21 protein-coding genes and 2 pseudogenes are annotated in these 21,381 nt (G+C 68.5%); 10 read left to right on the top strand and 13 right to left on the bottom strand.

Features of this window, described 5'->3' with window-relative positions; genetic code table 11:
- Positions 1-132 precede the first annotated feature (132 nt).
- From ACFVT1_RS30800 to ACFVT1_RS30780, 5 genes are all read left to right on the top strand, one after another.
- On the top strand, positions 133-1,068 hold the full coding sequence (locus ACFVT1_RS30800) for a LysR family transcriptional regulator (RefSeq protein WP_389801189.1): 936 nt from the start codon (positions 133-135) through the stop codon (positions 1,066-1,068).
- A 758-nt stretch (positions 1,069-1,826) separates the two neighbouring features.
- Positions 1,827-2,714, top strand: a complete 888-nt coding sequence (locus ACFVT1_RS30795) for a peptidoglycan recognition protein (protein ID WP_389801187.1) — start codon at positions 1,827-1,829, stop codon at positions 2,712-2,714.
- Positions 2,715-2,925: 211 nt separating this feature from the next.
- Positions 2,926-3,552: a TetR/AcrR family transcriptional regulator gene (locus tag ACFVT1_RS30790; protein ID WP_389801185.1), complete on the top strand. Its 627-nt coding sequence runs from the start codon at positions 2,926-2,928 to the stop codon at positions 3,550-3,552.
- Positions 3,549-4,310, top strand: a complete 762-nt coding sequence (locus ACFVT1_RS30785) for a VC0807 family protein (RefSeq protein WP_389801184.1) — start codon at positions 3,549-3,551, stop codon at positions 4,308-4,310. Before ACFVT1_RS30790 ends, ACFVT1_RS30785 begins: the two co-directional genes overlap by 4 nt.
- Before the next feature lie 19 nt (positions 4,311-4,329).
- A complete protein-coding gene (locus ACFVT1_RS30780) occupies positions 4,330-4,917 on the top strand; it encodes a histidine phosphatase family protein (RefSeq protein WP_389801182.1) in 588 nt (195 codons plus the stop codon).
- A 27-nt stretch (positions 4,918-4,944) separates the two neighbouring features.
- Here the strand turns inward: ACFVT1_RS30780 and ACFVT1_RS30775 are convergent.
- The 3 genes and pseudogenes from ACFVT1_RS30775 to ACFVT1_RS30765 form a co-directional block, all read right to left on the bottom strand.
- Positions 4,945-5,458 (bottom strand): annotated as a pseudogene (locus ACFVT1_RS30775) (IS5 family transposase); the annotation flags it as partial.
- Positions 5,459-5,603: 145 nt separating this feature from the next.
- Positions 5,604-6,002, bottom strand: coding sequence for a transposase (locus ACFVT1_RS30770; protein ID WP_389801181.1), 399 nt, complete (start codon positions 6,000-6,002; stop codon positions 5,604-5,606).
- 162 nt (positions 6,003-6,164) lie between these two features.
- Positions 6,165-7,214 carry an ISL3 family transposase gene (locus ACFVT1_RS30765; protein ID WP_389801270.1) on the bottom strand — a complete coding sequence of 350 codons (1,050 nt, stop codon included), beginning with the start codon at positions 7,212-7,214 and terminating at the stop codon, positions 6,165-6,167.
- A gap of 398 nt (positions 7,215-7,612) precedes the next feature.
- Between ACFVT1_RS30765 and ACFVT1_RS30760 the strand changes: the two genes are divergently transcribed.
- Positions 7,613-7,819 (top strand): DUF5988 family protein, encoded by a 207-nt coding sequence (locus ACFVT1_RS30760; RefSeq protein ID WP_362211267.1) that lies wholly within the window; start codon positions 7,613-7,615, stop codon positions 7,817-7,819.
- A gap of 782 nt (positions 7,820-8,601) precedes the next feature.
- On the opposite strand, the gene ACFVT1_RS30755 is transcribed toward ACFVT1_RS30760, so the two are convergent.
- The 6 genes from ACFVT1_RS30755 to ACFVT1_RS30730 all read right to left on the bottom strand — a co-directional run bounded on the left by ACFVT1_RS30755 (position 8,602) and on the right by ACFVT1_RS30730 (position 13,826).
- The gene (locus ACFVT1_RS30755) at positions 8,602-9,186 is read right to left on the bottom strand and encodes a hypothetical protein (protein ID WP_389801179.1); all 585 of its coding nucleotides are present in this window, start codon (positions 9,184-9,186) and stop codon (positions 8,602-8,604) included.
- 1,004 nt (positions 9,187-10,190) lie between these two features.
- Positions 10,191-10,433, bottom strand: a complete 243-nt coding sequence (locus ACFVT1_RS30750) for a hypothetical protein (RefSeq protein ID WP_389801177.1) — start codon at positions 10,431-10,433, stop codon at positions 10,191-10,193.
- Positions 10,434-10,809: 376 nt separating this feature from the next.
- Positions 10,810-11,979 carry a S1 family peptidase gene (locus ACFVT1_RS30745; protein ID WP_389801175.1) on the bottom strand — a complete coding sequence of 390 codons (1,170 nt, stop codon included), beginning with the start codon at positions 11,977-11,979 and terminating at the stop codon, positions 10,810-10,812.
- A 691-nt stretch (positions 11,980-12,670) separates the two neighbouring features.
- Positions 12,671-12,898 (bottom strand): hypothetical protein, encoded by a 228-nt coding sequence (locus tag ACFVT1_RS30740; RefSeq protein WP_389801173.1) that lies wholly within the window; start codon positions 12,896-12,898, stop codon positions 12,671-12,673.
- A gap of 158 nt (positions 12,899-13,056) precedes the next feature.
- Positions 13,057-13,326 carry a hypothetical protein gene (locus ACFVT1_RS30735; protein WP_389801171.1) on the bottom strand — a complete coding sequence of 90 codons (270 nt, stop codon included), beginning with the start codon at positions 13,324-13,326 and terminating at the stop codon, positions 13,057-13,059.
- A 35-nt stretch (positions 13,327-13,361) separates the two neighbouring features.
- Complete coding sequence (locus ACFVT1_RS30730) at positions 13,362-13,826, bottom strand: MarR family winged helix-turn-helix transcriptional regulator (protein ID WP_389801169.1); 465 nt, start codon at positions 13,824-13,826, stop codon at positions 13,362-13,364.
- A 63-nt stretch (positions 13,827-13,889) separates the two neighbouring features.
- Between ACFVT1_RS30730 and ACFVT1_RS30725 the strand changes: the two genes are divergently transcribed.
- Complete coding sequence (locus ACFVT1_RS30725; RefSeq protein WP_389801167.1) at positions 13,890-14,297, top strand: VOC family protein; 408 nt, start codon at positions 13,890-13,892, stop codon at positions 14,295-14,297.
- 104 nt (positions 14,298-14,401) lie between these two features.
- Here ACFVT1_RS30725 and adhP read toward each other — a convergent pair whose 3' ends face one another.
- Together adhP and ACFVT1_RS30715 are read right to left on the bottom strand one after the other, a co-directional pair.
- A complete protein-coding gene (adhP, locus tag ACFVT1_RS30720; RefSeq protein ID WP_389801165.1) occupies positions 14,402-15,415 on the bottom strand; it encodes an alcohol dehydrogenase AdhP in 1,014 nt (337 codons plus the stop codon).
- A gap of 209 nt (positions 15,416-15,624) precedes the next feature.
- Entirely contained in the window at positions 15,625-16,176 is a 552-nt protein-coding gene (locus ACFVT1_RS30715; RefSeq protein WP_389801164.1) for a GH25 family lysozyme, read from the bottom strand.
- On the opposite strand from ACFVT1_RS30715, the gene ACFVT1_RS30710 reads away from it, so the two are divergent.
- Entirely contained in the window at positions 16,069-17,025 is a 957-nt protein-coding gene (locus ACFVT1_RS30710; RefSeq protein WP_389801162.1) for an NADPH-dependent F420 reductase, read from the top strand. The genes ACFVT1_RS30715 and ACFVT1_RS30710 overlap by 108 nt on opposite strands.
- 637 nt (positions 17,026-17,662) lie before the next feature.
- Here the strand turns inward: ACFVT1_RS30710 and ACFVT1_RS30705 are convergent.
- Together ACFVT1_RS30705 and ACFVT1_RS30700 are read right to left on the bottom strand one after the other, a co-directional pair.
- Positions 17,663-19,027, bottom strand: a complete 1,365-nt coding sequence (locus tag ACFVT1_RS30705; RefSeq protein ID WP_389801160.1) for a radical SAM protein — start codon at positions 19,025-19,027, stop codon at positions 17,663-17,665.
- A gap of 157 nt (positions 19,028-19,184) precedes the next feature.
- A complete protein-coding gene (locus ACFVT1_RS30700; RefSeq protein WP_389801158.1) occupies positions 19,185-20,021 on the bottom strand; it encodes a pentapeptide repeat-containing protein in 837 nt (278 codons plus the stop codon).
- A gap of 113 nt (positions 20,022-20,134) precedes the next feature.
- Here ACFVT1_RS30700 and ACFVT1_RS30695 point away from each other — a divergent pair.
- Both ACFVT1_RS30695 and ACFVT1_RS30690 read left to right on the top strand, forming a co-directional pair.
- Positions 20,135-20,701 (top strand): annotated as a pseudogene (locus tag ACFVT1_RS30695) (FAD-binding protein); the annotation flags it as partial.
- A 126-nt stretch (positions 20,702-20,827) separates the two neighbouring features.
- Positions 20,828-21,313: a hypothetical protein gene (locus ACFVT1_RS30690; RefSeq protein WP_389801156.1), complete on the top strand. Its 486-nt coding sequence runs from the start codon at positions 20,828-20,830 to the stop codon at positions 21,311-21,313.
- Positions 21,314-21,381 lie beyond the last annotated feature (68 nt).

Raw genomic sequence — 21,381 nt, 5'->3', positions numbered from 1 at the left:
GTTCCTCCTGCCCGCCCGGCTTACGAAACTGCACGTTGACCAGAGACATCAAAGCGAGCATGGCGTACTGGAATCAAACAACCATTTCACCGATCAGACTCAACAATTAGTTGTTTGCCTATGATGCTCAGCGTGGACCTCACTGCCGTACGCACCTTCGTCACCGCCGTGGACGCGGGACAGTTCCAAGAAGCCGCCACCACCTTGTCGATCACCCCACAGGCCGTCTCCAAGCGCATCGCCGTGCTGGAGAAGGACCTCGGCGTGCAGTTGTTCAGCCGCACGGCTCGCGGAGCTCGGCTCACGATCGACGGACAGGCGTTCTTGCCCTACGCCCGGGCCCTCCTCCAGGCCGAGGAGCGGGCAGCCGCTTCCGTGCGGCCAGGGCGCCGGGCGTTGCGCGTCGATGTGATCGGCCGCCGGCTCTCGCTGGCAGGACTACTGCGCGACTTCCACCGCGCGTATCCCGACACCGATCTCGATGTGGTGACCCTGTTCGACTCGGCCACGGCCATCGCCGCAGTCCGGTCCGGGACGATCGACGCAACCTTTCGCGCCGTCACCCTGCCGGGCCGGAAGCTCCCCGTCGGCGTCGAGGCCACTCCGGTCTTCGACGAACCACTGCACCTGTTCACCGGACCGGCTCACGAGTTCGCCGCCGCCCGCGCGATCGCTCCCGGACAGCTCGCCGGGCGCCGGATCTGGATGCCCGGCAACATCCCCGGCACCGAGTGGGCCGCCTACTACGACGAACTCGCCGCCGTTTTCGGGCTCACCATCGACTCGATCGGCCCCAACTTCGGTATCGAGCCCCTCCTCGACACGATCGCGGACTCCTCGACGCTGGCGACCTTTGTCAGCGAACAGACCCCGCTGGTCTGGCCTGCCGGCCACGACCTGCGGCGCATCCCCCTGCACGACCCGACCCCGGTCTACCCGCACTCGCTGATCTGGCGCACCGACAACCCGCACCCCGCCCTCGCCGCACTGCGCAACCACCTCATCTCCGCATACCCCGGCCGCCTCGACAGCGGGATCTGGGTGCCGAAGTGGGCGCAGCGCGTTTAAAGGTCTGAACGGAATCCAGTGGTGATGTACCTGTCGGCCGGGACGGTCGTAGGTCTGGTGGTGGGCACGAGGGAGTCTCGTCCATGGGCAGTCTCGGACGAGCTGTGGTCGCTGCTCCATTGTCCAATGCCTTTGTGGGGACCTTCAAGGCAGGCGTGCTTCTGAACGCAGCCGGTTCCGTCTGCTCGTCCGCAGTCTCCAGGAGCAAGTTCGCGACGTGCGACGTGGCCCATGAACTGCTCCCGAGTCTCTTGGCGTGACCGCCCGGTAGTCATCGGCCGGCCGGAACCGGCGACGGCGACGGCGACGGCGACGGCGACGGCGACGGCGACGGCGACGGCGACGGCGACCGATGAACGCCCGGTGCGCTTCGACGGTGCGCTCAGGGGAGATCGTGGCAAGGCCAATCGTCGTGCTGATGTCGCTGCGACCTGCAATTACCTGAGCAATGTAGGACGGCAAGCCGTTGAGGGACGGCAGGTGTGGTGAAGATCCGGATCCGTACACGGTCATCCGCTTCGGGCCCGCCGGCCCATGCCTCGGCCAACAGGACCATGTGGTCGATGCCGAGCTTCCGAGCATCAGTGACACCGACCTCGTCGTGGCACGACGGCCCGGGAGCATCCACGCAGACCAGGAGCGAGGATACGCTCGCCTGACCGCAGTAATCCGGCGCGCGCGGCACACATCCCACCGCAAAGCTGTGGGCATACGCGCTCCCGCCGCTGTGCCGGCGAAAGAAGAAGAAGGTTTTTCCTGTGCGTTTGTTCCGCATGGCGCTATGGGTCACAGCCCCCATGGCGGTGTCCCTCATCGCAGCGCCGCCGGGGCTGACGACGGCCGGTGCCGACGACAAGACGGCGCCGCAGAGTCCGCCCGCCGTGTGGCCGGCCGGATCGGTTCCTGGACCGACTGCCGATTCCGCACGGCCGTTCCCGGCCCTGGGAGCAACCTCAGTGGCGGTTTCCCGTGGAGCACCACGGCCCGCCATCGTGCAGCGTACGCAGTGGCGGGCCGACGAAACCACGCGTGACCCCCATGCCCACTACGCGGAAAAGGTGACGGCGGTCTTCATTCATCACACCGACACCCCCAACGGCTACGACTGCACGAACGTCCCACGTACCCTGCGCAATCTTTATACGGGCCAGATTCGCGACCGCAGGTGGGGAGACCTGGGTTACAACTTCCTCGTCGACGCATGCGGCACTATCTACGAAGGCCGTGCCGGCGGTGCCAACCGTCCCGTCATCGGGTCCCACACCCTCGGGTTCAACCGCGGCACCACAGGGATCGCCGCGATCGGCACCTTCGGACGAGGCACCCCCGTACCACCAGCCATGGAACACGCGATCGCGGCCCTCGCCGCCTGGAAGCTCGGCCTGAGCGGCATCGACCCCACCAGCAAAGTGCGGCTCACCTCCACGAACGACAAGAGCCGCTACACGAAGGGGACTTCAGCCGAATTCGACGCCATCTCCGGCCATCGCGACGGCTATACCACCACCTGCCCCGGCGAAGCACTCCTCGCACGGCTCCCCGCGATCCGGAATCTGGCTGCCAGCCTCCAGGCCCAATCCTCACAACCCCCCATGGGCACCCGTCTTCCTACCGGCCTGCAGAACCTCGGGAACGCCAGTTATTGACCGGCCATCAGGACGTGACACACCCGACGAGGTGCAAACCACCGAGGGCCTTGCCACGAGAGCAGGCATGCGACTGCATCGGGCGGCACCGGCGTGACTGCGGACGCGGAACGGCCGGCCGTCCCGTCGGGGCAACTGGCCGTCGAGGCAGTTGGAGCGTGACACCCGAGGCGAGGAGGCAGCATCAGACCGCATGGTCTAATATCTGACCATGCGGTCTGACACGGAAGGGCGAACCTTCATCGAGGAAGCACGGCGCCGTCAGTTCATTGACAGCGCGATCGAAACGCTCGACGGGCTCGGCTTCTCAGGCACCTCTGCTGCGGAGGTGGCCCGCCGTGCCTCAATCGCCAAGAGTGCGCTCTTCTACCACTTCAAGAACAAGGACGAACTGCTGCGAGCCGTCGTCAGCGATCTCTACGCCCTCGCAGCCCAGGAGATCGTGAAGGACATGGCCACCGCGGATGGGCCGCGTCAGATGCTCATCCGGTACATCCGCAGCTGCATCCTGTTCGCCTCCGCTCACCCCCGTTGGATTGGCGCCGCGATGGAAGTCATCCAGAACTTGCGCGACACGGACGGAGCTCTGGTCTTCGGGACTGCGACGAACCAACCGAACATCGACGCCATTGAGCAGATGCTGCGCGAGGGGCAACGCAACGGATACTTCCGCGACTTCGCCACCAGGCCGATGGCCGTGTCCATCCGAGCGGCCATCGATGCCGCACCGGCGTACTTCGCCCACGAACCCGACCTGGACCCTGGTGCGTACGCCGATGAACTGGCGGCGCTCTTCGACCTGGCCACACGCCGGACCGACGCCAAGGAGGACACGTGACCGAGCATCCCGCCGAGGCCAGAAGAGCTCGCTCCGAGTCGAAGCCCTCGCACGCAGGGACGTCCTGGCCGAAGATGGCTGGCGCGCTGGCCGGAGACGTGGTGATCCCACTCATGGCCTTCTACGGCTTGCGGGGCGCGCAAGTGAATCAGTGGTTGGCTCTCGTGCTCGCCTCACTGGCCCCGGCCGCCACTGTCGCCGTGACCTGGGTGCGTCAGCGTCGGTGGGACCCGATGGGGACCTTCGTGATCGTGGCAATGACATTGTCGTTGGCGGTCGCCCTCGTTACGGGTGACCCGCGCACGCTCCTGGCGCGCGAGAGCTGGATCACCGGCCTGCTCGGTGTGTGGGTCATCGGCTCTCTGACTACATCCCGCCCCTTCCTTCTGGACGTTGTCATCAAGCTCAGTACGCCGGAACTGGCAAATCGCCTTGCCCACTTGTGGCAACACAGTGCTGTGTTCCACCGATGGATGCGCACCGCAAGCCTCGCCTGGGGCGCAGCCTTTCTGCTCGACGCCGGTGCCCGCGTACTCATGGCCTACACCCTTCCGGTCGACAGTGTTCCGCTGCTCGGCGTCGTCCTCCTCGTCGCCGCACTCGTCATCGCGCAAGGCGCCTCCATGCTCCTCGGACACCGCAGTGGCGCCCTCAGGCTGCTCACGCCCGGCTCAGAAGTCATCTCATCCGGTGAGTCCGTTGCAGTAGATGAGGGTGCAGCCGAAGGCGGCGAGGAAGTGTTCGGAGGTTTCGCGTGATCAGGTATCGTGCGCGGCCATGGGTGAACTGATATTGATCAGGCATGGCCAGACCGAATGGAGCCTGTCGGGCCAACACGCCGGCCGCAGCGACATCCCGCTGACTAATGCTGGCGAGGCCGCGGCCAAGTCACTCGCTCCGAGGCTTGCCCAACGCCATCTGGTCGCCGTGTTCAGCAGCCCGCTGAGCCGCGCCATGCGGACGGCCGAGTTGGCCGGCCTGACCGGCGTCCAGCCCGATCCCGATCTGATGGAGTGGGACTACGGAGGGTATGAGGGCCTGACTGCGGCGCAGATCCAGGAGACAACGCCAGGTTGGGACCTGTGGCGGGATGGCGTGATTCCCGGCGACGCAGCCCATCCTGGCGAGGAGCTCCGACAGGTGGCCGCGCGCACGGACGCGGTGCTGGACCGGATCCGGCCACTGTTGGACGATGGCGACGTCGCTGTCGTCGCCCACGGTCATCTGGCGCGCGTGCTCACCGTGCGCTGGCTCGGCCTCGACGCGTCCGCCAGCCGACTGCTCGGCCACCCGCATCCAGGCACGCTCAGCTTCCTGGCCACCGAGGACGAGCAGCCCTTCATCGCCGCCTGGAACGTTCCGTAGCGGCAGCCCGCTGCCTCGCGCCTGCCGCGAGAGGCGCCGGAAGCAGATGAGCGCCGCTGCGGCCCCGGCAAAGGCCAGGAAGTGTTCCGCCTTGCGCTCGTAGCGGCGGTGGAGTCGGCGGCACCCAGCCAGCTACGGCGCCGTCCGCTCCACGGTCCAACGATGGCGGTCCAGCCGCTGAGAGGACTCGATACCTCTGCGGGCGATGCGCGGGGCGATGTTCCCGGGCCGGAGCCATCGGCGCAGGTGGTCGTAGTCGTGGCCCTTGTCTGCATGGAGCTTGGCCGGCCGTCGTCGACGGGGCCCTCGGCGGGAGCGGATGGGCGGGATGCCCGGCAGCAGGGGCTCCGGACCCTGGCTGTCATGGGTGTTGGCGGCGGAGATGCCGATGGACATGGGCAGACCGGTCCGCTCGGTGATCAAGTGGATCTTTGAACCTTGCTTGCCGCGGTCTACGGGATTCGGACCCGTCAGGTCCCCCTTTCGCTGCCCGCATGTTCGCCGAGTCGATCACGCACCGTGACCAGTCCAGGGCGCCACGACGCTGAGCTGTCGACCACACCGAGATCGGCACCGGTAGTTTTCGCACAACTTCCAGGAGGTTGATCCGAGCGGCAGTCATCACTCAGCGTGCCCCCGTCACGGAAAGCGGCTCTGTCGCCATTTTGGGGGTAGCAGCTGGTTGATCACGGTGAGAGCAGGATGCGGCGTCGTAGGAGATCGAAGTTGGCTCGGCCGTACATCTGTCTCTTCAGCAGCTTGATCCTGGTGACGTTGCCTTCGACTGCTCCCGAAGTGCAGGTGGTGGTGAGGGCAGCCTGGATAGCTGCGTGGTCGCGTCGTATGCCGTTGGCCAGGGTGCGGAGTTCGCGTTGGCCGTCGAGGCGGACGTCGGCGATCCAGACATCGAGGGCCAGGTGTTCGCTGCGTCGTTCGCGCACCATGAGTGCAAGACGGCGAGCGTACGTGGTGGTCGTGGCCAGCACAGGACTCCGCTCGCACAGTTCGGTGAGGCATTTGCGCTCGGTGTCTGTGAGGCGCTCGGGGCGTCTCATGATCCAGTCGGTGACCCAACGGACGGTCATGTGGGGCAAGGGAGCGGTTTGCGGGATCGTCCCGTTGCGGTAAGGCCTCAAGTGTCGGCGGACGGTGTTGACGTCGCCGCGATAGCCGAGCTGCTGGATCTCCCGGGTAAGAGCGGAGGCATTGGTGCAGCCCTCCATCCAGCGGTGGTGCAAGTAGAGGCGTTAATCGTCGATCAGCGTGGGGCGGTGGGTAGCGGCGAAGAGGAGTTCCGTGACGTCAGCGGCCCGTGCGAAGCGGTTGACCGTGCCGCGGCTGAGGTGGAGATCGCGCGCGATGGCCCGAAGGCTGTCGCCACGTTCGATGCGTTCGTGGACCTGTTGGCGGCGTTCACGAGTGCGGGCGACCAGAGGCCGCGGCCGTCCATGGATGTCCAGCTCCGCGCGGCCTGGGTTCTCCTGGGTCTGGCCGTCTTCGGTCCGGTCGTCGTAGCACGTGAGGAGTTCTCGCAGGACGGCGCGGTGTCGGCCCACGACGCGTTCGACTGCTTCGGCCAAATTGTGCAGTAGGTGCCAGTCGTCGGCCACCTGCCGGGCCTGCGGAGCACCCGCTTGGGCTCCGTCGCGGAAGGAGCCGGCGCGGTCGCGGCAGATCATCCGCGCCTCGGGATGATCTCGCAGCCAGGACACGAAGGTGCTCGCGGCGCGATCGGCAAGAACGTCGACCGGACGGTGGGTGGACATGTCGATGAGGGTCGTCGCGCAGGTCCGTCCGCGTCTCACGGCGAACTCGTCGACGCCGAGAAGCGGGACCGGACCCGAGGACGGGAGCGGCAGCGCGCGGATCAGCCGGAGCAGAGTGTCCTTGCAAGTGCCGATAGCCATGCGTTCGGAGAGGCGTGCTCCTGCCCGGCCGCCCAAGAACGGGGCCATGTCGGTGAGCTGGGCAGTGAGAGCGTCCGTGCAGCGTGCGTGGCGCCGGGTCAGGTTCGGTATCTGCCCGGCGAACGTCCGCCGGTCGCATTGATCATTCCCGCACACGAGCCGGCGGGCCCGTAGCTCTAGTCGTACACGCTTGCCTGCGACCGGACGATCCGCCAGAGCCCGCAGGTTGTAGCAATACGCTTTTGAGGATCTCCGTCCGCAGTCGGGACATGCGGCCGACGCGGCTTGCGACCGCACAGCCAGTCGAACCTCCGTATCCGTGAGTGCCACTTCCTCGACCTGAACCCCGACACCTGGCAACAGAACGTCCGCGACGCGGACCCCACCCATCACACAAGATCGATGCCCAACTACCCACAAAATAGCGGCAGAGCCCGGAAAGCGAGCCAGAACCCACTCTCGTGAACACGGCCAGCTGCCCCGTTGAAACGGAGACAGGCCTCATCGGCGGGCGGCGACTGGGCGCCCTTCCCCACCCCGATATCACCATTGCCTCGTGACGGCGGCGCAACTGCCTCTACAGGCCGTAGAAGGAGGCGGCTCACCGGCCCCGAAAAGCCGAGCAGCGGCCGGATACCCCGGGCCGGGACCGCACAGACGGAGGACAGCTGTGATGCGCCACCGGGAAATGCAGTCGTCGCCCCGTCGGACTGCCGACGGACACACAGCGGCCGGCACTTCGGCGCGTCATGAAAGAGCGGGACCACCCTCCCGGAGAGACTTCCCTCATGACCAACACGACGAAAGCAGCTCTCGAGGGCGGCCCCCACGATCTCCCTGAGCGGATCGTCTCCGTACCCGCACCTGGAGCCGACCTCAAGATCCCGTTCCGAGGCGGATACGAGCACTTCAAGATCACCACGCGCCACCAGGAAACCCCCGAAGGCTCATTGCCTGTCTACGAATGGTGGGAGCGCACGGAAATCCCGGGCTGAGCACCAGCCAGAGGATGAGACCGGACGCTCCGTCCTGGGCCATGAGATGCCCCACTGTTCCGCCCGGTCAGGTGTGACGTGACGGAAAGCCCCGAATCGGCCGCCGTGGTCCAGGGGCTTCAACCCGGTCGTCGGCACCGTACGGGCGGAACGCAAGCAGCCGAGCCTCCGGCAGGAGAGCACCACGGATGCTCCGTCCGGCACGCACACCGGTCGGGCGAGGGTGTCTCGAACAGGGACACAGCGTGGCGCACAGGGGGCGCCTGCGAGACCGAGGCCAGGCCGGGGACCGGTCATCGGTGTCGGCTCCGGCCTGCTGTCTGCAAGATGGACACGTCGGTTCAGTGGTCCACGGTGAGGTATGCAGGAGTTCAGCGGGCAGCGGTGGCCAAGAGTTCGGACAGTTCGCGCATGTCGTGAAACAGGGTGTTGCAAGGCTCTTCGGGGCGCGAAGCCGACGTGAGACCGCCACAGCAGCCAGAGGCCGGCGTTCCGGCGGCACGGGCCGCCTGAACTCCGCACACACTGTCTTCAACCACTACGCACCGCCTTCAACCACTACGCACCGCCCCGGGTCCACGCCCATGGAGCGGCGCGTCCGGCACATGCGGGCCGATGACCGGCACCTCCACATGAAGGAAACCCCGTTGGTCCCGGGGTTCGTCCCTACAAGGGTGTTGGGGCCGAGGGTGCGGCGGTGCCCTGCCTGAAGCTGTTGGGTCACGGAACCCCGGCCCGATTCCGGCGGGCCGGGGTTCCGTGTCAGGCGGATGATGGTTGGGTCACCGGCCTTCGTGGTGGCGCTCGATCACGCGGAAGCTGCCCACGACTCCGTCGCGGACGTGGACGCCGCCCCGGACGTGGCCGGGGAAGACGCCGTCGCTGGAGCTGTGCGGGCCGACGGTGGCGATGGGGGCGCCGTTGTCGCAGGTGGCACCGCGGAAGACCTCGATGGTCCGGCGGCTGTCGTTGCGGATGTTGAGGCTCCGGGAGCCCAGTCCGCTGACGACGGTGATGCAGCCGCCGCGCTCGTCGGAGTAGGTCCGCTCGTTGATGTGGATGCGGCCCTCCTCGTAGTGCCCGCGCTCCCTCTCCTCGCCCCTGTCGTTACCCTTGCCCTCATAGCCCCCGCCCTCGTTGCCCCCGCCCTCGTTGCCCTTGCCCTCGTTACCCTTGCCGGCGTCGCCGCCGTTGAGGGCCGAGGCGGGGGCGGGAGCCTGCTGGACGACGGGTGCGGGGGCCTGCTGGACGACGGGGGCAGCCTGGGCCGGCTCGGAGGTGGCGGCCGAGGCGTAGGTGATGCCAGTGGCGGCCAGGGCCGCGGCGGCCGCGACAGCGGCCGTAACAACGGTGGAACGGGTAGTCATGTCACTTCTCCTGTCTCAGAGAGGCCGACTGAGCAGCCGACCCGTAATTGAACGTACTGACGGTCCCCATACCTGTCATATCGGATGCATTGGGCGCCGGCACCGGAACGCCGATCGAGGTACATAAGGTACGCCATATGCTATTTTCATATAATCTTAGATAAAGATAACTAGCCAAGAAATCAAGCGACTTGAAATCCGGTTAGCCTGTCCAGGCGACTTCCCGAAACCCGCTCACCCTGGCGGCCGCGTGTCTTTCCTTGACACGCCCCAAGCAACCGCTCTACACCACCGCCCTGAGCACCTGTCAACCACCACCCAGCACCCTCTTTTGCCTGCTCAGACGGGATCGCGTTCGAGCTGTGTCACCAATGCGGGATCCGGCAACGCAACGGGTGAGCACCGCCCGGCCTTGCCACACGCCCCCGGGCGTCCGCCCTTGGCGTCGCGGTACTGCACGTGCAGGCGGGCGGGCACGTGTCGACGAGACTGTGACCGTGGGCCGCGGCCGAGCTCGGCGCAGGAAGGCCCGGAACGGTCGCCGCCCCGTTGACTTCAGCCCCCGGCAACCGCGCCAAAGCGCGCACTCCGACGGCTACGACGGCTACGGCCGGGCCCCGACCTGCGCCGATGCCAAGGGGGCTGGCAGCGTATTTCCCGACGTCGCGATCCCGGACGCCTCATAAGGGGAGCGCGCATCGCCGGCCGTCGGCTGCGCAAACATCCCGGCCGTCGCGACCCGACCTGCCGCCGGCCTCAGCAGCGCGAGCCCCCCGACGCCCACCTCGTCGAAGCCGGGGTCGTGAACGCCGATGCCGCCGGGTCGGACCGCATCGCCCGAGCCGACCCACACGCACCGTCGGCCGACCCACCACTGCCCCGGCCCGTGAACGTCCACGTGAACGGCGACCGTTCGATCCGCCCGTATACGCAGTGGCGGCGCGGCTGGACGCGGTGCCCGTGCCTCACGATTCGGGCCGGACGACGACGTGTCGATGGTGCTGTCAGACCCCGCCCCAGAACTCCGTCGAACCATCGGGGGTGCGGTCACCCAGGATGACGGAGAATGCGATCAGCACGATGAACGGGAGGACGATGACGTCGACCCACATCCACGTCCGTTCGCCCGCCGCCCACGGCCAGACGACCGACGCGGCACAGCCGAGCACCGCGACCACGCAGAAGACAAGAACAGCTGGCCTGACGCGTCGTTGCTTCTTCGCGGACAGGGAGTACCCGCGCGGCACTCCGGCGTCCGTTGCCTCCCCGCCACCCGAATCACTTCCACCTGACACCGTCAGCAACGCGGCGGCTCCCGAGGGTTCTCGTCCGGCGTCACGTTTGGCCGGACAATCGGCGTCCAGTCTTCCCAAGTCCTCGGCAGGCCGCCTCGGCCGATGCCAATCCGCACGCAGAACGGCCGGTAACACCACCGTCGCCGCTTCCCATGCACACATGTGACACACCTCGGTGGCCGCACCGGCCCACTCTGCCATCCTTGGAGCAGTCCTCGGGCCCCATCCGCCCGGACGGGCCTGTCGCACTCGAGTGGTACAACCCTTTTCGCAACAGGCCCTCCGAGCGGAGCCGGCAGGAGAACCGATCCGGCCGCCCCGCGTACCGTCAGGCCGTGTGCAGGGTCAGCCCGTAGCGGTTCAGGATCTCGTTGATCGGCTGATGCCAGGTCTCGCCGCCGCTGCTGCAGTTGCCCCAGCCGCCCGAGGTGACTCCCTGGGCCTGGTCGCCGCTGATGAAGGAGCCGCCCGAGTCACCCGGCTCGGCGCAGACGCTCGTCTTGGTCATCTGGTAGACGGCGCCCTGGCTGTAGTTCACGGTCTCGTTCGTGGCCAGCACATTGCCGCAGTGCCAGTGGGACGTGGAGCCGGAGCGGCAGATCGAGGCGCCGACGGGCGCCTCCGCGGAGCCCCGGACCAGTTGGTCGGAGACGGTGCCCCAGCCGAGAACCACGGGTACGGTCCACCAGCCGTTGCCCACACTGACCCAGGCATAGTCGTCACCCGGGAAGGACGATCCCTGGAAGTTGCCGATGGCCGACCCGTCCCATCCGCTGACCGCCGCGCCCGCCTGGCCGCAGTGTCCTGCCGTGACGAAGCCGCCGTAGACGGAGAAACCTATGGAGCACCGGACGTTGCCCGTGTAGTACGGGTCACCGCCCACGGTCCCGGCGGAGAAGGTCCGAGGCGCCTCGGGCGTCTGCCTCACCAGGACGGGGCCGGTCTTGCGGGCCTGTTCCACGAACGTGCGGACATCGTTGTCATCCTCTGCCGAGGCGACGACGTTCACGACGACCCGGTTGGCCTTCGGGTCGACGTGCCAACTGCTGACGCCGTCCGGCGCGGACAACCTGTCGATCCGCGCCTTGGCCGCGTCGAGCTGACGCGCGCTGTGGTCCACCAGCCGGACGGTCGCACCGGACGCCTCGACGACATCGGCCTTCTTGACGTCGGTGACGGCCACGGCGAGTTTGCCCGTGGCCGGTTCGAACCATGAGCCGGCGTATGAAGGCCCGGCGGCCTGTCGCGCCTTGCCCTGTACCGAGGCTGCCGACTTCTCCGCGGCGAGACGGGCCCTGGCCTGGCTTTCCGTCAGGCCGAGATCCCTCCGCATGGCGGAGAGCAGACCGGACGAAGCCGGAGCTTCGGCGGAATCGGCGCGGGAGGCAATGGACGGCGAGTCCACGGCGGGCACGGAGGCGGAGGCCGAGGCGAGGCCTGCGGTCGCCCACGCTCCGACGACCAGGGCGGCTGCCAGGCTCGCGCGTAAGGCTGTCATGCGTCTCAAGGGAACGGCCTTTCTGTTGTTCCGACATCGTGGGGAGGAACAGCAGGCATCCGAGAGGTCTCACCTGAGAGCGCTCTCAGAGTGTGCCGCAACGGACTGTAGCCCAGCATGTCGGTCAGGTCCATGCCAATGAAGTCGGGAGCGCTGTCCAGGAGTACGGACCCGACCTGAGGCGGCCTCGAAGCCGACGTGGCCGCGCGGAAACCGTCCTCTCGTCAAGTTTTCGCGTATGAGCCCGACGCTCCGACTGCCTCCGCGGCGCAGATGGAAATGCAGCTCTCCCTCAGGAGCCTCACCCATGACGGCTCCCGCCGACAGCTCTCCTTCGTGGCCCGGACTGTGCCACGGCTTTCCGAGAACCCCGCACACGCGCCCCTCGGCAACGAGACGTGGCGCAGGTCCCCCTTTTCCGGAACGATGCCGCCCGGCAGGAACCACCCGGTGGCCTTCGAGCCCACCCTGGAGCAGTTCGCCAACGCCTGTCGGGGGCAAGCCCGGATTCGACGACGAGGACGAAGCAGTGGTCCGGGCCTGGCACCGGGCGCGGCGCGCCGCGCTGGGGGCCCGCGCTCGCTGCCGTCGCGAACGGCCGGTGGAGCGGACATCCGGTCTTACGCGGCAGTGCGCTGACGATCACGTGGTTCGGGTAAGCAGCTCGTGATCGGCGATCCGGGCTTCCTCGTCACGCCTCAAGGCCGAGGCGTGGAAGGCCCCGGACGACAGGGCTCTTCGGCTCGATCGCGCGGAGCACCGCGGCCGTCGTCGGCGCCTCCCTCCGGATCGGCGCGGACACAATGGAGACGGAGGGCATCTGGACGTACGGCCGGGTTCCCGGGCGCCGCTTGTTGCCGCCCTGGACGGCTCGGGCGTGCTCGGCAGCACCGTACAACTCCAAGTCGGATGACGGCACGTACAGCGTGTTGCCCGGCGGCCGGAGCCACTGGTGGAGTCCGGGCGTTCGGCGGTCACCGGACGCGATACTGCTGCCCTCCGACATCTGCACGCGGCCCCCGGGACCCCAGGTCCTTCCGCCCGGCTCAGGCCTTGCGCCCGGCGCAGCGGCCCGGTTCAGCCCGCCTGACCGATCGCGCTGCGGAGCATGGCGACCGTCGTTGCCGCTGCCGCGCGCTCAGCGCCGTCCTCCGTGGCACGCACCCGCTCCTCCAGGAGCACTGCGGCGGCCTGGAGAACTCCCACCCGGACCGGAACGCTCTGCATCGCCGTCAGCACGGCCGCCGCCTGTTCAGCCGGGGTTGCGGTGCTGGCCTGCGGAATGAGCGTGGTGATTCCGCGCCCGAGCGCACGGTCACGAGGCGGCTGAGCCGCGGCTGTGGTCACCCGAGAAGTCTGCCGCACCGGACTCGGGTAGTCACTCAGCGACCTGGCCTCGGCTCTGCGGGCTCCTCCCGGACGTGGGCGTGGACGCGCTTCAACAGCGCAGCCAGCTGCGCCCGCTCGGTGCGGGACAGAGGGGCGAGCAGCTCCGTCTGCACGGCCAGCGCCTCGCGCTGCAGCTCCGTCAGCATCGCGCGGCCCGCCGAGGTGGGCGTGACAGTCACCCGCCTGCGGTCCGTCATGTCGCGGGCACGGTCCACGAGGCCGGCCGCCGCGAGATCGTCCAGGATCTTGACCAGGTCGCTCCGGTCGATCCCCAGCCGTGACGCCAGCTCCCGCTGCACATGCGGGCCGAAATCGACCAGCGCCGACAGCACCGCCATGTGCCAGAGCTTCAGATCGCGCTCGGCCAGGCGCGCCGCCAGGCGGCTGCGCGCAGCCTTGCCGGTCTTGGACAGCAGATAGGTCGTGAGTCCCAGGAGGCTGGGCGGGGTCTCGCTCATCGACGATATCTTAGGCTGCAACCAATAATGGGTGTTCACCTACTAATCCGATCGGAGCACGTCATGGATGCCCTGCACCCCCGCCTGCTGGTCGACAGATTCGCCGAATGCTTCCGTTTCTACGACGCGGTGCTGCCCGCTCTGATCGGGGCCACCCGGGCCAGTGGCAGCGAGTCCGGCCCGTACGCCCACTGGGACGTGGATGGCCACGGGGTACTGGTGCTCTTCGACCGCGATGCGATGGCGACCGTCATCGGGACGGCAGACCTGCCCGTCGAGGCGCCACCCGCCCAGGATCGTTCGATGTTCGTCTGCCGGGTCCCCGATGTCGACTCCGGGCTGGCGCACTGCCTCCGGCACGGCGCTTCAGCCGTCGCCGGCGCGCGCGACCGGCCGGAGTGGGGCCCCACGCTCCGCACCGCCCATGTGCGCGACCCCGAGGGCCACCTCATCGAGTTGCAGTCGTACTGAGCGAAGGGTGCGGGACCTGCCCGTGCCCGGCACGGGGCACGGGGCACGGGCACGGCTCCCACGAGCCACGAACAGGCGCCTCGGCCCTCCGCAGCACGTGCCGTTCAGCGCATGTCGAAGACCAGACGGCCCGGCACCTTGCCCTTCAGCACCTCGCCGATGGACGCGTTGATGTCGTCAAGGTCCCTGCTCTCACGGATCACGCGTGTACGGCCGAGCCGGTGCAGGCGGAACACCTCGGCGAGATCCTCACGGGTGCCGACGATGGAGCCGACGATCTTCGTGCCGTTCAGCACCGTGTCGAAGACGGGCAGTTCCAGCTTGCCCTCGGCCGGCAGCGCCACCAGAACGAGCGTGCCGCCCCGGCGCAGCGCGCCATAAGCGGCGCTGAACGACTCGTTGCTCACGGCCAGTGAGACGGCCGCGTCCGCTCCGCCGAGCCGATGCGTCTCTTCGGCCACGTCCTGGACCCGGGCGTCGATGACATGGTCGGCCCCCAACTCACGGGCAAGCGCCAGCTTCTCGTCGGTGACGTCGACGGCGATCGTCTCGGCACCGAAGATCCGCGCGTACTGCAGGGCAAGGTGACCCAGGCCACCGATGCCGGAGACGAGCGCGCGCGTGCCCGGGCGGGCGCCGGAGAGCTTCACGGCCTTGTACGTGGTGACGCCCGCGCAGGTCAGCGGTGCCGCGTCCAGCGGGTCGATGCCGTCGGGGACCGGCACCACGTACGTTCCGTGCGCGAGCGCGTACTCGGCATGGCTGCCGTCCACCGAGTAGCCGCTGTTCTGCTGTTTCAGGCAGAGTGTCTCCCACCCGGAGACGCAGTGGTCGCACTGCCCGCATGCCTCTCCGAGCCAGGGGATGGCCACCCGGTCCCCCGCCGAGAGGTGGGTGACCTGCGCGCCGGCCGCTTCGACGATGCCGATGCCCTCGTGCCCCGGCACGAACGGCGGGGTGGGCTTGACCGGCCAGTCGCCCCGCGCGGCGTGGATGTCGGTGTGGCACAGCCCGGAAGTCTCCATCCGTACGAGGACCTGGTGTCCGGCCGGTCTCGGGACCGGCCTGTCCTCGACCACCAGCTGCTCGGTGAAGCTGCGCACAACAGCGGCCTTCATGGGTACTCCTCCGCTTCGATCGGGCACGTCCGGCTGATCGGCCACCGTGCGACAGCACAGGTGACAGAAGCCTCGGAACAGCCTATTTCGCATGGCCCGATTTCGCTTCTTCGTATGCCTGGAGCACTACCCGAAGTCCCCCGCGCCCCGCGCCCAGCGTCCCCCCGTGCCCTGTGCCCGATCGTCGGCCTCACAGCCCGCGCGTGCGGCTACCCGCCGGCCCAGTCACGCATGGCGGTCCGCGAGGAGAAAGCGGCCACGTCCTTGTCGAGCGGCTGGTCGGTGTACTGATGAATGCGCCAGGAAGCCTTGATCCTGGGCTTCCCCGCAGTCACGTAATCGGCTATCCACAAGCCGTCCCCGGCGTACGACGTGGTGTCGTAATGCAGCCAGAAGTACCGGTTGCAGTACAGCAGGACTCTGTGATGGGGCCTCAGGCGCTTGACCTCACGGATGAAGCGGTCCTTTTCGGCGTTGCTCGCCCGGGTGCCCTCGCCATTCTCCTCCCAGTCCACCGCGAGCAGATCGCCCGCCTTCTCCGGAGCCTTGCTCAGGAAGTACTCCGCCTGGGCCGCGATGTCGCCCGGCCAGAGAAAGTGGTAGAAGCCGACGACGCACTCCGCGTCCCTGGCACGTTTGACCTGCGAGGTCAGATGCGGATTGACGTAGGAACGGCCTTCGGTGGCCTTGATGAGGACGAAGTCCAATCCGTCCGTGTCGAAGGACGACTGATACGCGCTGACGTCGACGCCGTGCAGCATGAGCACCGCCTCCAAGTGGGCTGGGAAATTCCGGTTCTCTCCCTGTTCGTGCCCGCAGTCGCTGCGTCCCATCCTTCCGGTGAACGAGCGAATCGTTTTGCCATTTCCCGGAATAGGGAACGGCAGCGGGTAGTTGGTGAAGCGGCGAGACCACATCACGTACCGCAGGCACCATCGGAGGTCGGATCCATGAAGATCGGCATCATCGGAGCGGGCAATATCGGCGGTAACCTCACCCGGCGTCTCACCGCGCTGGGACACGACGTCTCCGTCGCCAACTCGCGCGGTCCGCAGACGCTCACCGCGCTCGCCGAGGAGACCGGAGCCACCCCGGTCGCGGCCTCCGAGGCCGCTCGGGGAGCCCAGGTCGTTGTCGTCACCGTCCCGCTCAAGGCCGTCCCCCAGCTGCCCTCCGGTTTCCTCGGCGGCGCTGTGGAGGGGGCCGTGGTCATCGACACGGGCAATTACTACCCGCAGCAGCGCGACGGCCGCATCGCCGCGATCGAGGACGGTCTGCCGGAGAGCCGGTGGACCGAGCAGCAGATCGGCCACCCCGTGATCAAGGCGTTCAACGGGACGTATGCGCAGGACATCCTCGACAACGGCCGCCCGACGGGCAGCCCCGCCCGTCAGGCGCTGCCGGTGGCCGGTGACGACCCGGCGGCCAAGCAGGTCGTGCGCGACCTGATCGACGAGTTGGGCTTCGACACTGTGGACGCCGGTGGCCTCGACGAATCCTGGCGCCAGCAGCCCGGCACGCCCGTCTACGGTCACCAGGGCGATGCCGACGCCGTCGCCAAGGCGCTCGCCGAGGCGTCCCCGGAGCGCACGGCGGAGTGGCGCGCCTGACGGGCCGGGGCGCCGACGACCGGCAGGTTGACCCTCGTGACGGTGGGCTTCGCAGGTAGGCACCGGACCGTCAGGAAGGCGCCCGGTCCGGTGCGTGTGTCCGTCGGCTCCGCGTGGCCGGCAATCCGGTGCGGGCAACTGATCGCCGGGTCCCGCCGCCCGCGAACCTCGTGCGCCGGGGTCGGTGCCGTGACGGACCGACTCCCATGCGAGTCTCTCGACGCGGGCGGCGTCGAGACGGGTGGGGATCGCGCCGGGCGCGCCGTTGCCGAGGGGCAGCCCGAGCGGCGTGTGTTCTCAGCGGCGAGGGCGGGGAAGGGCGCAGGGACCCCGGTCGGGTCGCCCTCCCGCCTGCCGTCCGAGCGGGGGCACCGGCCCGGACGGGGCCGGCCATCTCCTCATAAGCGGGGATCACAGCGGTCCGGCGGGGTGCCCCTCCCCCGGCGGCCGCGGCGCGCAGCGCGCCTACGCCCGGCCGGGCCCCGACTCTCGTGGGCGGTGCTGACCTATGTGGAACCGCTGCGCACCGTGCTCGCGCGGGGCACCGGGGCGTACAACGTCCTGGTGCGGGGCTTCACCCGGATCGTGCGCGAACCCGCTGCCGCCGCCCGTGCGGTGCCCGAAGACCGGTTCGGTGTCATTGATCGTCGTCCGGGCGGGCCGGAAGACTGTCCATGAACGAACTGACGGAGAAGACGGCCCGGCCCGGCCCGGGCGGGCCGTAGCCGGGGGGTGAGCTGAGCCCGTACTCCTCCATGGTCGCGCGGTAGGCGTCCAGCAGGCGGATGTGGTACTCCAGTGGCGCCCCGTCCGGGTTGGTCTTTCCGAGGGGAGTGGTGGGCTCCGGGCACCAGGTGGTGAAGCGCGGCGTGATGCCGTGCGACATGAAGAACCGCAGGCCTTCGGTGGTCGATTCGATGGCCTCGTTCACCGTGGTGAAGCCGAAGGGTTCGGCCATCTCGACGCCCGCGACGAAGTTGGGGATGACATTGCGGGGGCCGAAGACCTCGGCGGAGTCCAGAATGCGTCGGTGCCACTCGTCGCGGCCCACGTAGCGCTCCTTGCCGGGGCAGTAGAGCTCGAACAGCCGGCGGTCCCACACCTCGTAGTTGGGGTGGTAGATCTGGACACCGTAGTCGTGGAAGCGCTGCACATCGGCCTTGGGGAGGGCCTGGGCGACGACCTTGCCGATCCAGCGGCCGGGGAACCGTTCCTCAATGGCCTTCGCATACTGCCCGTAGAAGTCCGCCTCGTCGCGGCCGCCGATGTGGGACGTGATGGCGCCCCCGGTGAGTGTGTAGGCGGTGGACGTCTTCGCGGTGTCGTACTTGTCGATGATGGCCAGTGCCTCCAAGACCTCCTCGACCGGCTTCACACCGGTGTACGGACGTCCCGCCGCCTTGTGCTGGCGCCAGTTGTGGTTGATGTCGCAGTACTGGCACTCCTCCTTCGCCCCGAAGTACTGGCAGACCCGGAAGACCGTCAGATAGACGAGGTAGCCCCACTGGATGGTGGGCGCGACCTCCATCACGGACTTCCCGTTCTCAAGGGTGTGCCGGTAGTAGTCCGGCATCGGCGGCAGGCCGACGTCGGAGATCCGCCGACCGTCGAGGTACAGCCCGAGCACGCCGCCGTTGTCGGCCGCGACGCGGTACGGCGACGCCGGGTTGACCCGTACCGACACCACTGTCCTGCGCAGCTCGTACGGACCGCCGGTGAGCACGATCTCCTCCGGCGGGCGGCGCAGCGCGGCCGCGCCGAGCTCGGGGAGGGTTCCGTGGTCGAACGAGAAGATGAAGTACGACTTCGGTTTGACATCGCCGCCCTCGTTGTCGCTGAGGGCGGACTCGTCGAACGCCACGCCGCCGCGCAGGAGGTCTTCCTTGATGACGGCTTCCCGGGGCACGTGCGGGAATTGCTCCATGAGCCGCTCGATCAGGCGGGTGCGGCTCCCGTCGGCACCACTTCGATCGGTGCGGCTGCGGTCGGTACTGCTCGGCATGTGCGCGACTCCTCGGTCCGGTCGTCGAAGGCGTTCCGGGTACGCCACACTGTGCAACGAACCACGGGCGTCCGCGGTGCCCGGCCGCGAGGGCCGAGTCACCGGGTGCGGTACGGGTGCCCTCCGAGCCGCCAGTGGCATGGTCCGAGCGGCGAATTCACCGGTCCCAGTGAGCGGGGCGGCTGAGCGAGGGCGGGAGTTTCGTCGCCGCGTCGCCCCTCGCCGCGTTGAGCTGTGCCTGGGTGACGAAGAGACTTCCGGTGAGGTCGGCGCCGGACAGTTCGGCGTCACGGAAGTCGGCGCCGATCAGATCGGCCAGCCGCAGATCGGCACCCGTGAGGTCCGCCGCGATGAGGTAGGCGCCTCGCAGGTCGGCACCTCGCAGATCAGCGCCCTTGAGCCTGGCCCCGATGAGGTCGGCGCCTCGGTGGTCGCGCTTCTTCCTGCGGGGCACCGTCGCGCGTACGACTTCGCTGGTGCGGAGCAGGAGGGCGGCGACGTCGCCGCGGTGGGCGGCCACGTCCAGGTCCGTGAACGCGTCCGCCGGGAGGTGGGTGAGGCGTTCCGTCTCGTCGAGGGCGCTGCGTATCTCGCCCTGGAGGGAGCGCGCCGCCTCCAGGGACAGCGCTTCCGTGAGGTACCAGAGGAGTTCGTGGAGCTGCCTCACGACCGGGAACACCTGGAACATCTGCTGGGCGGTCTGCGGGGCCCGGCGCCAGTCCTGCCCGCCGAAGGTATCGCGGGAGACCTTCTGGCCGGCCCCGAAGCAGTCGTAGACGGTGCAGCCGGGGAAGCCCTGGGTCCGCAATTCGGTGTGGATGCCGCAGCGGAAGTCCTCCTGCAGATTGCGGCAGGGCTTCCCGGCGTCCTTGTCGATCGCGAAGTCCGCGGACCGGGTCAGCGTCAGGGCCACACAGCACAGCCCGAAACAGCTGGCGCAGTCGGCGCGCAGGGCGGCACGGTCGGTGCCGGGGCGTGGGGCGTTGTCGGGCACAGTGCGTGGATCCTCTGGGATATGGAGCTTTCGGACGGTCGACCCTATCGGGATCCGCCGTCCATGCACACAGATTTGATGATCATCATGGAATGGCTATCGCCCCGGAGTCCCTTTCGGTCGAGGACATGGACCGGATCATTCGCATCGACACCGCGGAGCGGCCGGCCGTCCTCCAGCCGGGTGTCGTCAACGACGATCTGCGGGCGGCCTGCGCGGAGCACGGGCTCCGGTACCCGCCGGATCCGGCGAGCTCGCCCTGGTCGACGATCGGTGGGAACGTCGCGACCGACGCGGGTGGGATGTGCTGCGTCAAGTACGGCGTGACACGCGACTACGTGCTCGGTCTGGAGGTGGTCAACATCGCCCATGCCGGGGACGGCAACCTGCATCCGCCGATCATCACCCCGCCCGGTGACGAAGCCGCGCCTGCGCGTTCCCGGTCGGCGTTCGAGGACATCCTCGACAGCGCCCTCGCGCTCGGGGGGACCGTGACGGGCGAGCACGAGGTCGGGCCGCTGAAGATGCGCGGCATGAACAAGGAGCCGGGTTCCGCGGTACTGAGCATGCATCACGCGGAGGAGGCTGCACTAAACCCGTACGGCATTCTCAATCCGGGCAAGGTGCTCGGCGGGACCGGTGCACCGTCGACCGACGAGAAGGGCGCCCCGCCCGCGTAGCGGAGCCGACGGCTGCGGTGTCGGCGGCGTCGGCTTGCGGGGGCCCACGCCCCGCGCCGGAGCCGTTGTCAGTGGGGCGACGCACACTGGCAGTACGCCAAGGGTCAAGGGGCAGGAGGGACGCTGATGGGCATCGAGCACGAGACCGGTTTCGAACCCGCCACCGGGGACGGCCCGCCGGCACCGGACGGGGACCGGGCCGCTTCGGTACGGACGGCGTTCGAGGGCATGATGCAGATCCGGCGGCTGACGAACACCGGGCACACGGCCCCGGAGGGCGTACCCGCGCAGTGGGAGACGCTCCGGCCGATACGGGCCGTCGCTCTGGCCCTGGAGGCATCGGGCCTGGCCGCCTCGGCCGTTGACGGGTCGGGCGTGCGTACGGCGACCGGGTATCGCCTGGTGCGCGGCGAGGCTCCGGGCAGCGTGAGGGTCGAGTGGCTTGGTCCGCCGGGCAGTGGAGCCGCGCATGCAGAGGAGGCCGAACTGGGCCGGTGCGCCGCCGCGCTGCGGGAGTTGGGCTGGACGGCGTTGCTGTACCGCGGGCCGCGGCGCCGAAGATTCCTGGAGGTCGAACCGCCACCCGGTGTCCGACGGCCGAACGGCGGCTAGCCGGCGGCCCCGGGCCGCCGCGGGAGGCCATTGTCAGACCCATGGGGGATGCTGGTGGGTCCGATACC

The organism is Streptomyces sp. NPDC057963 (assembly GCF_042887155.1).
Lineage (GTDB): Bacteria > Actinomycetota > Actinomycetes > Streptomycetales > Streptomycetaceae > Streptomyces.
The sequence above is the reverse complement of the archived record's forward strand: the minus strand, read 5'-3'. Positions and strand labels throughout refer to the sequence as shown.

Bases quoted from the DNA above. Each gene is read 5' to 3' on its own strand.
- ACFVT1_RS30730 (WP_389801169.1), bottom strand. From the start codon at position 13,826: ATGAGCGAGACCCCGCCCAGCCTCCTGGGACTCACGACCTATCTGCTG.
- ACFVT1_RS30790 (WP_389801185.1), top strand. From the start codon at position 2,926: ATGCGGTCTGACACGGAAGGGCGAACCTTCATCGAGGAAGCACGGCGC.
- ACFVT1_RS30715 (WP_389801164.1), bottom strand. From the start codon at position 16,176: ATGCTGCACGGCGTCGACGTCAGCGCGTATCAGTCGTCCTTCGACACG.
- ACFVT1_RS30765 (WP_389801270.1), bottom strand. From the start codon at position 7,214: ATGGGTGGGGTCCGCGTCGCGGACGTTCTGTTGCCAGGTGTCGGGGTT.
- ACFVT1_RS30755 (WP_389801179.1), bottom strand. From the start codon at position 9,186: ATGACTACCCGTTCCACCGTTGTTACGGCCGCTGTCGCGGCCGCCGCG.
- ACFVT1_RS30760 (WP_362211267.1), top strand. From the start codon at position 7,613: ATGACCAACACGACGAAAGCAGCTCTCGAGGGCGGCCCCCACGATCTC.
- ACFVT1_RS30745 (WP_389801175.1), bottom strand. From the start codon at position 11,979: ATGACAGCCTTACGCGCGAGCCTGGCAGCCGCCCTGGTCGTCGGAGCG.
- ACFVT1_RS30690 (WP_389801156.1), top strand. From the start codon at position 20,828: ATGGGCATCGAGCACGAGACCGGTTTCGAACCCGCCACCGGGGACGGC.
- ACFVT1_RS30780 (WP_389801182.1), top strand. From the start codon at position 4,330: ATGGGTGAACTGATATTGATCAGGCATGGCCAGACCGAATGGAGCCTG.
- ACFVT1_RS30725 (WP_389801167.1), top strand. From the start codon at position 13,890: ATGGATGCCCTGCACCCCCGCCTGCTGGTCGACAGATTCGCCGAATGC.
- ACFVT1_RS30770 (WP_389801181.1), bottom strand. From the start codon at position 6,002: ATGACCGTCCGTTGGGTCACCGACTGGATCATGAGACGCCCCGAGCGC.
- ACFVT1_RS30710 (WP_389801162.1), top strand. From the start codon at position 16,069: ATGCGGATTGACGTAGGAACGGCCTTCGGTGGCCTTGATGAGGACGAA.
- ACFVT1_RS30705 (WP_389801160.1), bottom strand. From the start codon at position 19,027: ATGCCGAGCAGTACCGACCGCAGCCGCACCGATCGAAGTGGTGCCGAC.
- adhP (WP_389801165.1), bottom strand. From the start codon at position 15,415: ATGAAGGCCGCTGTTGTGCGCAGCTTCACCGAGCAGCTGGTGGTCGAG.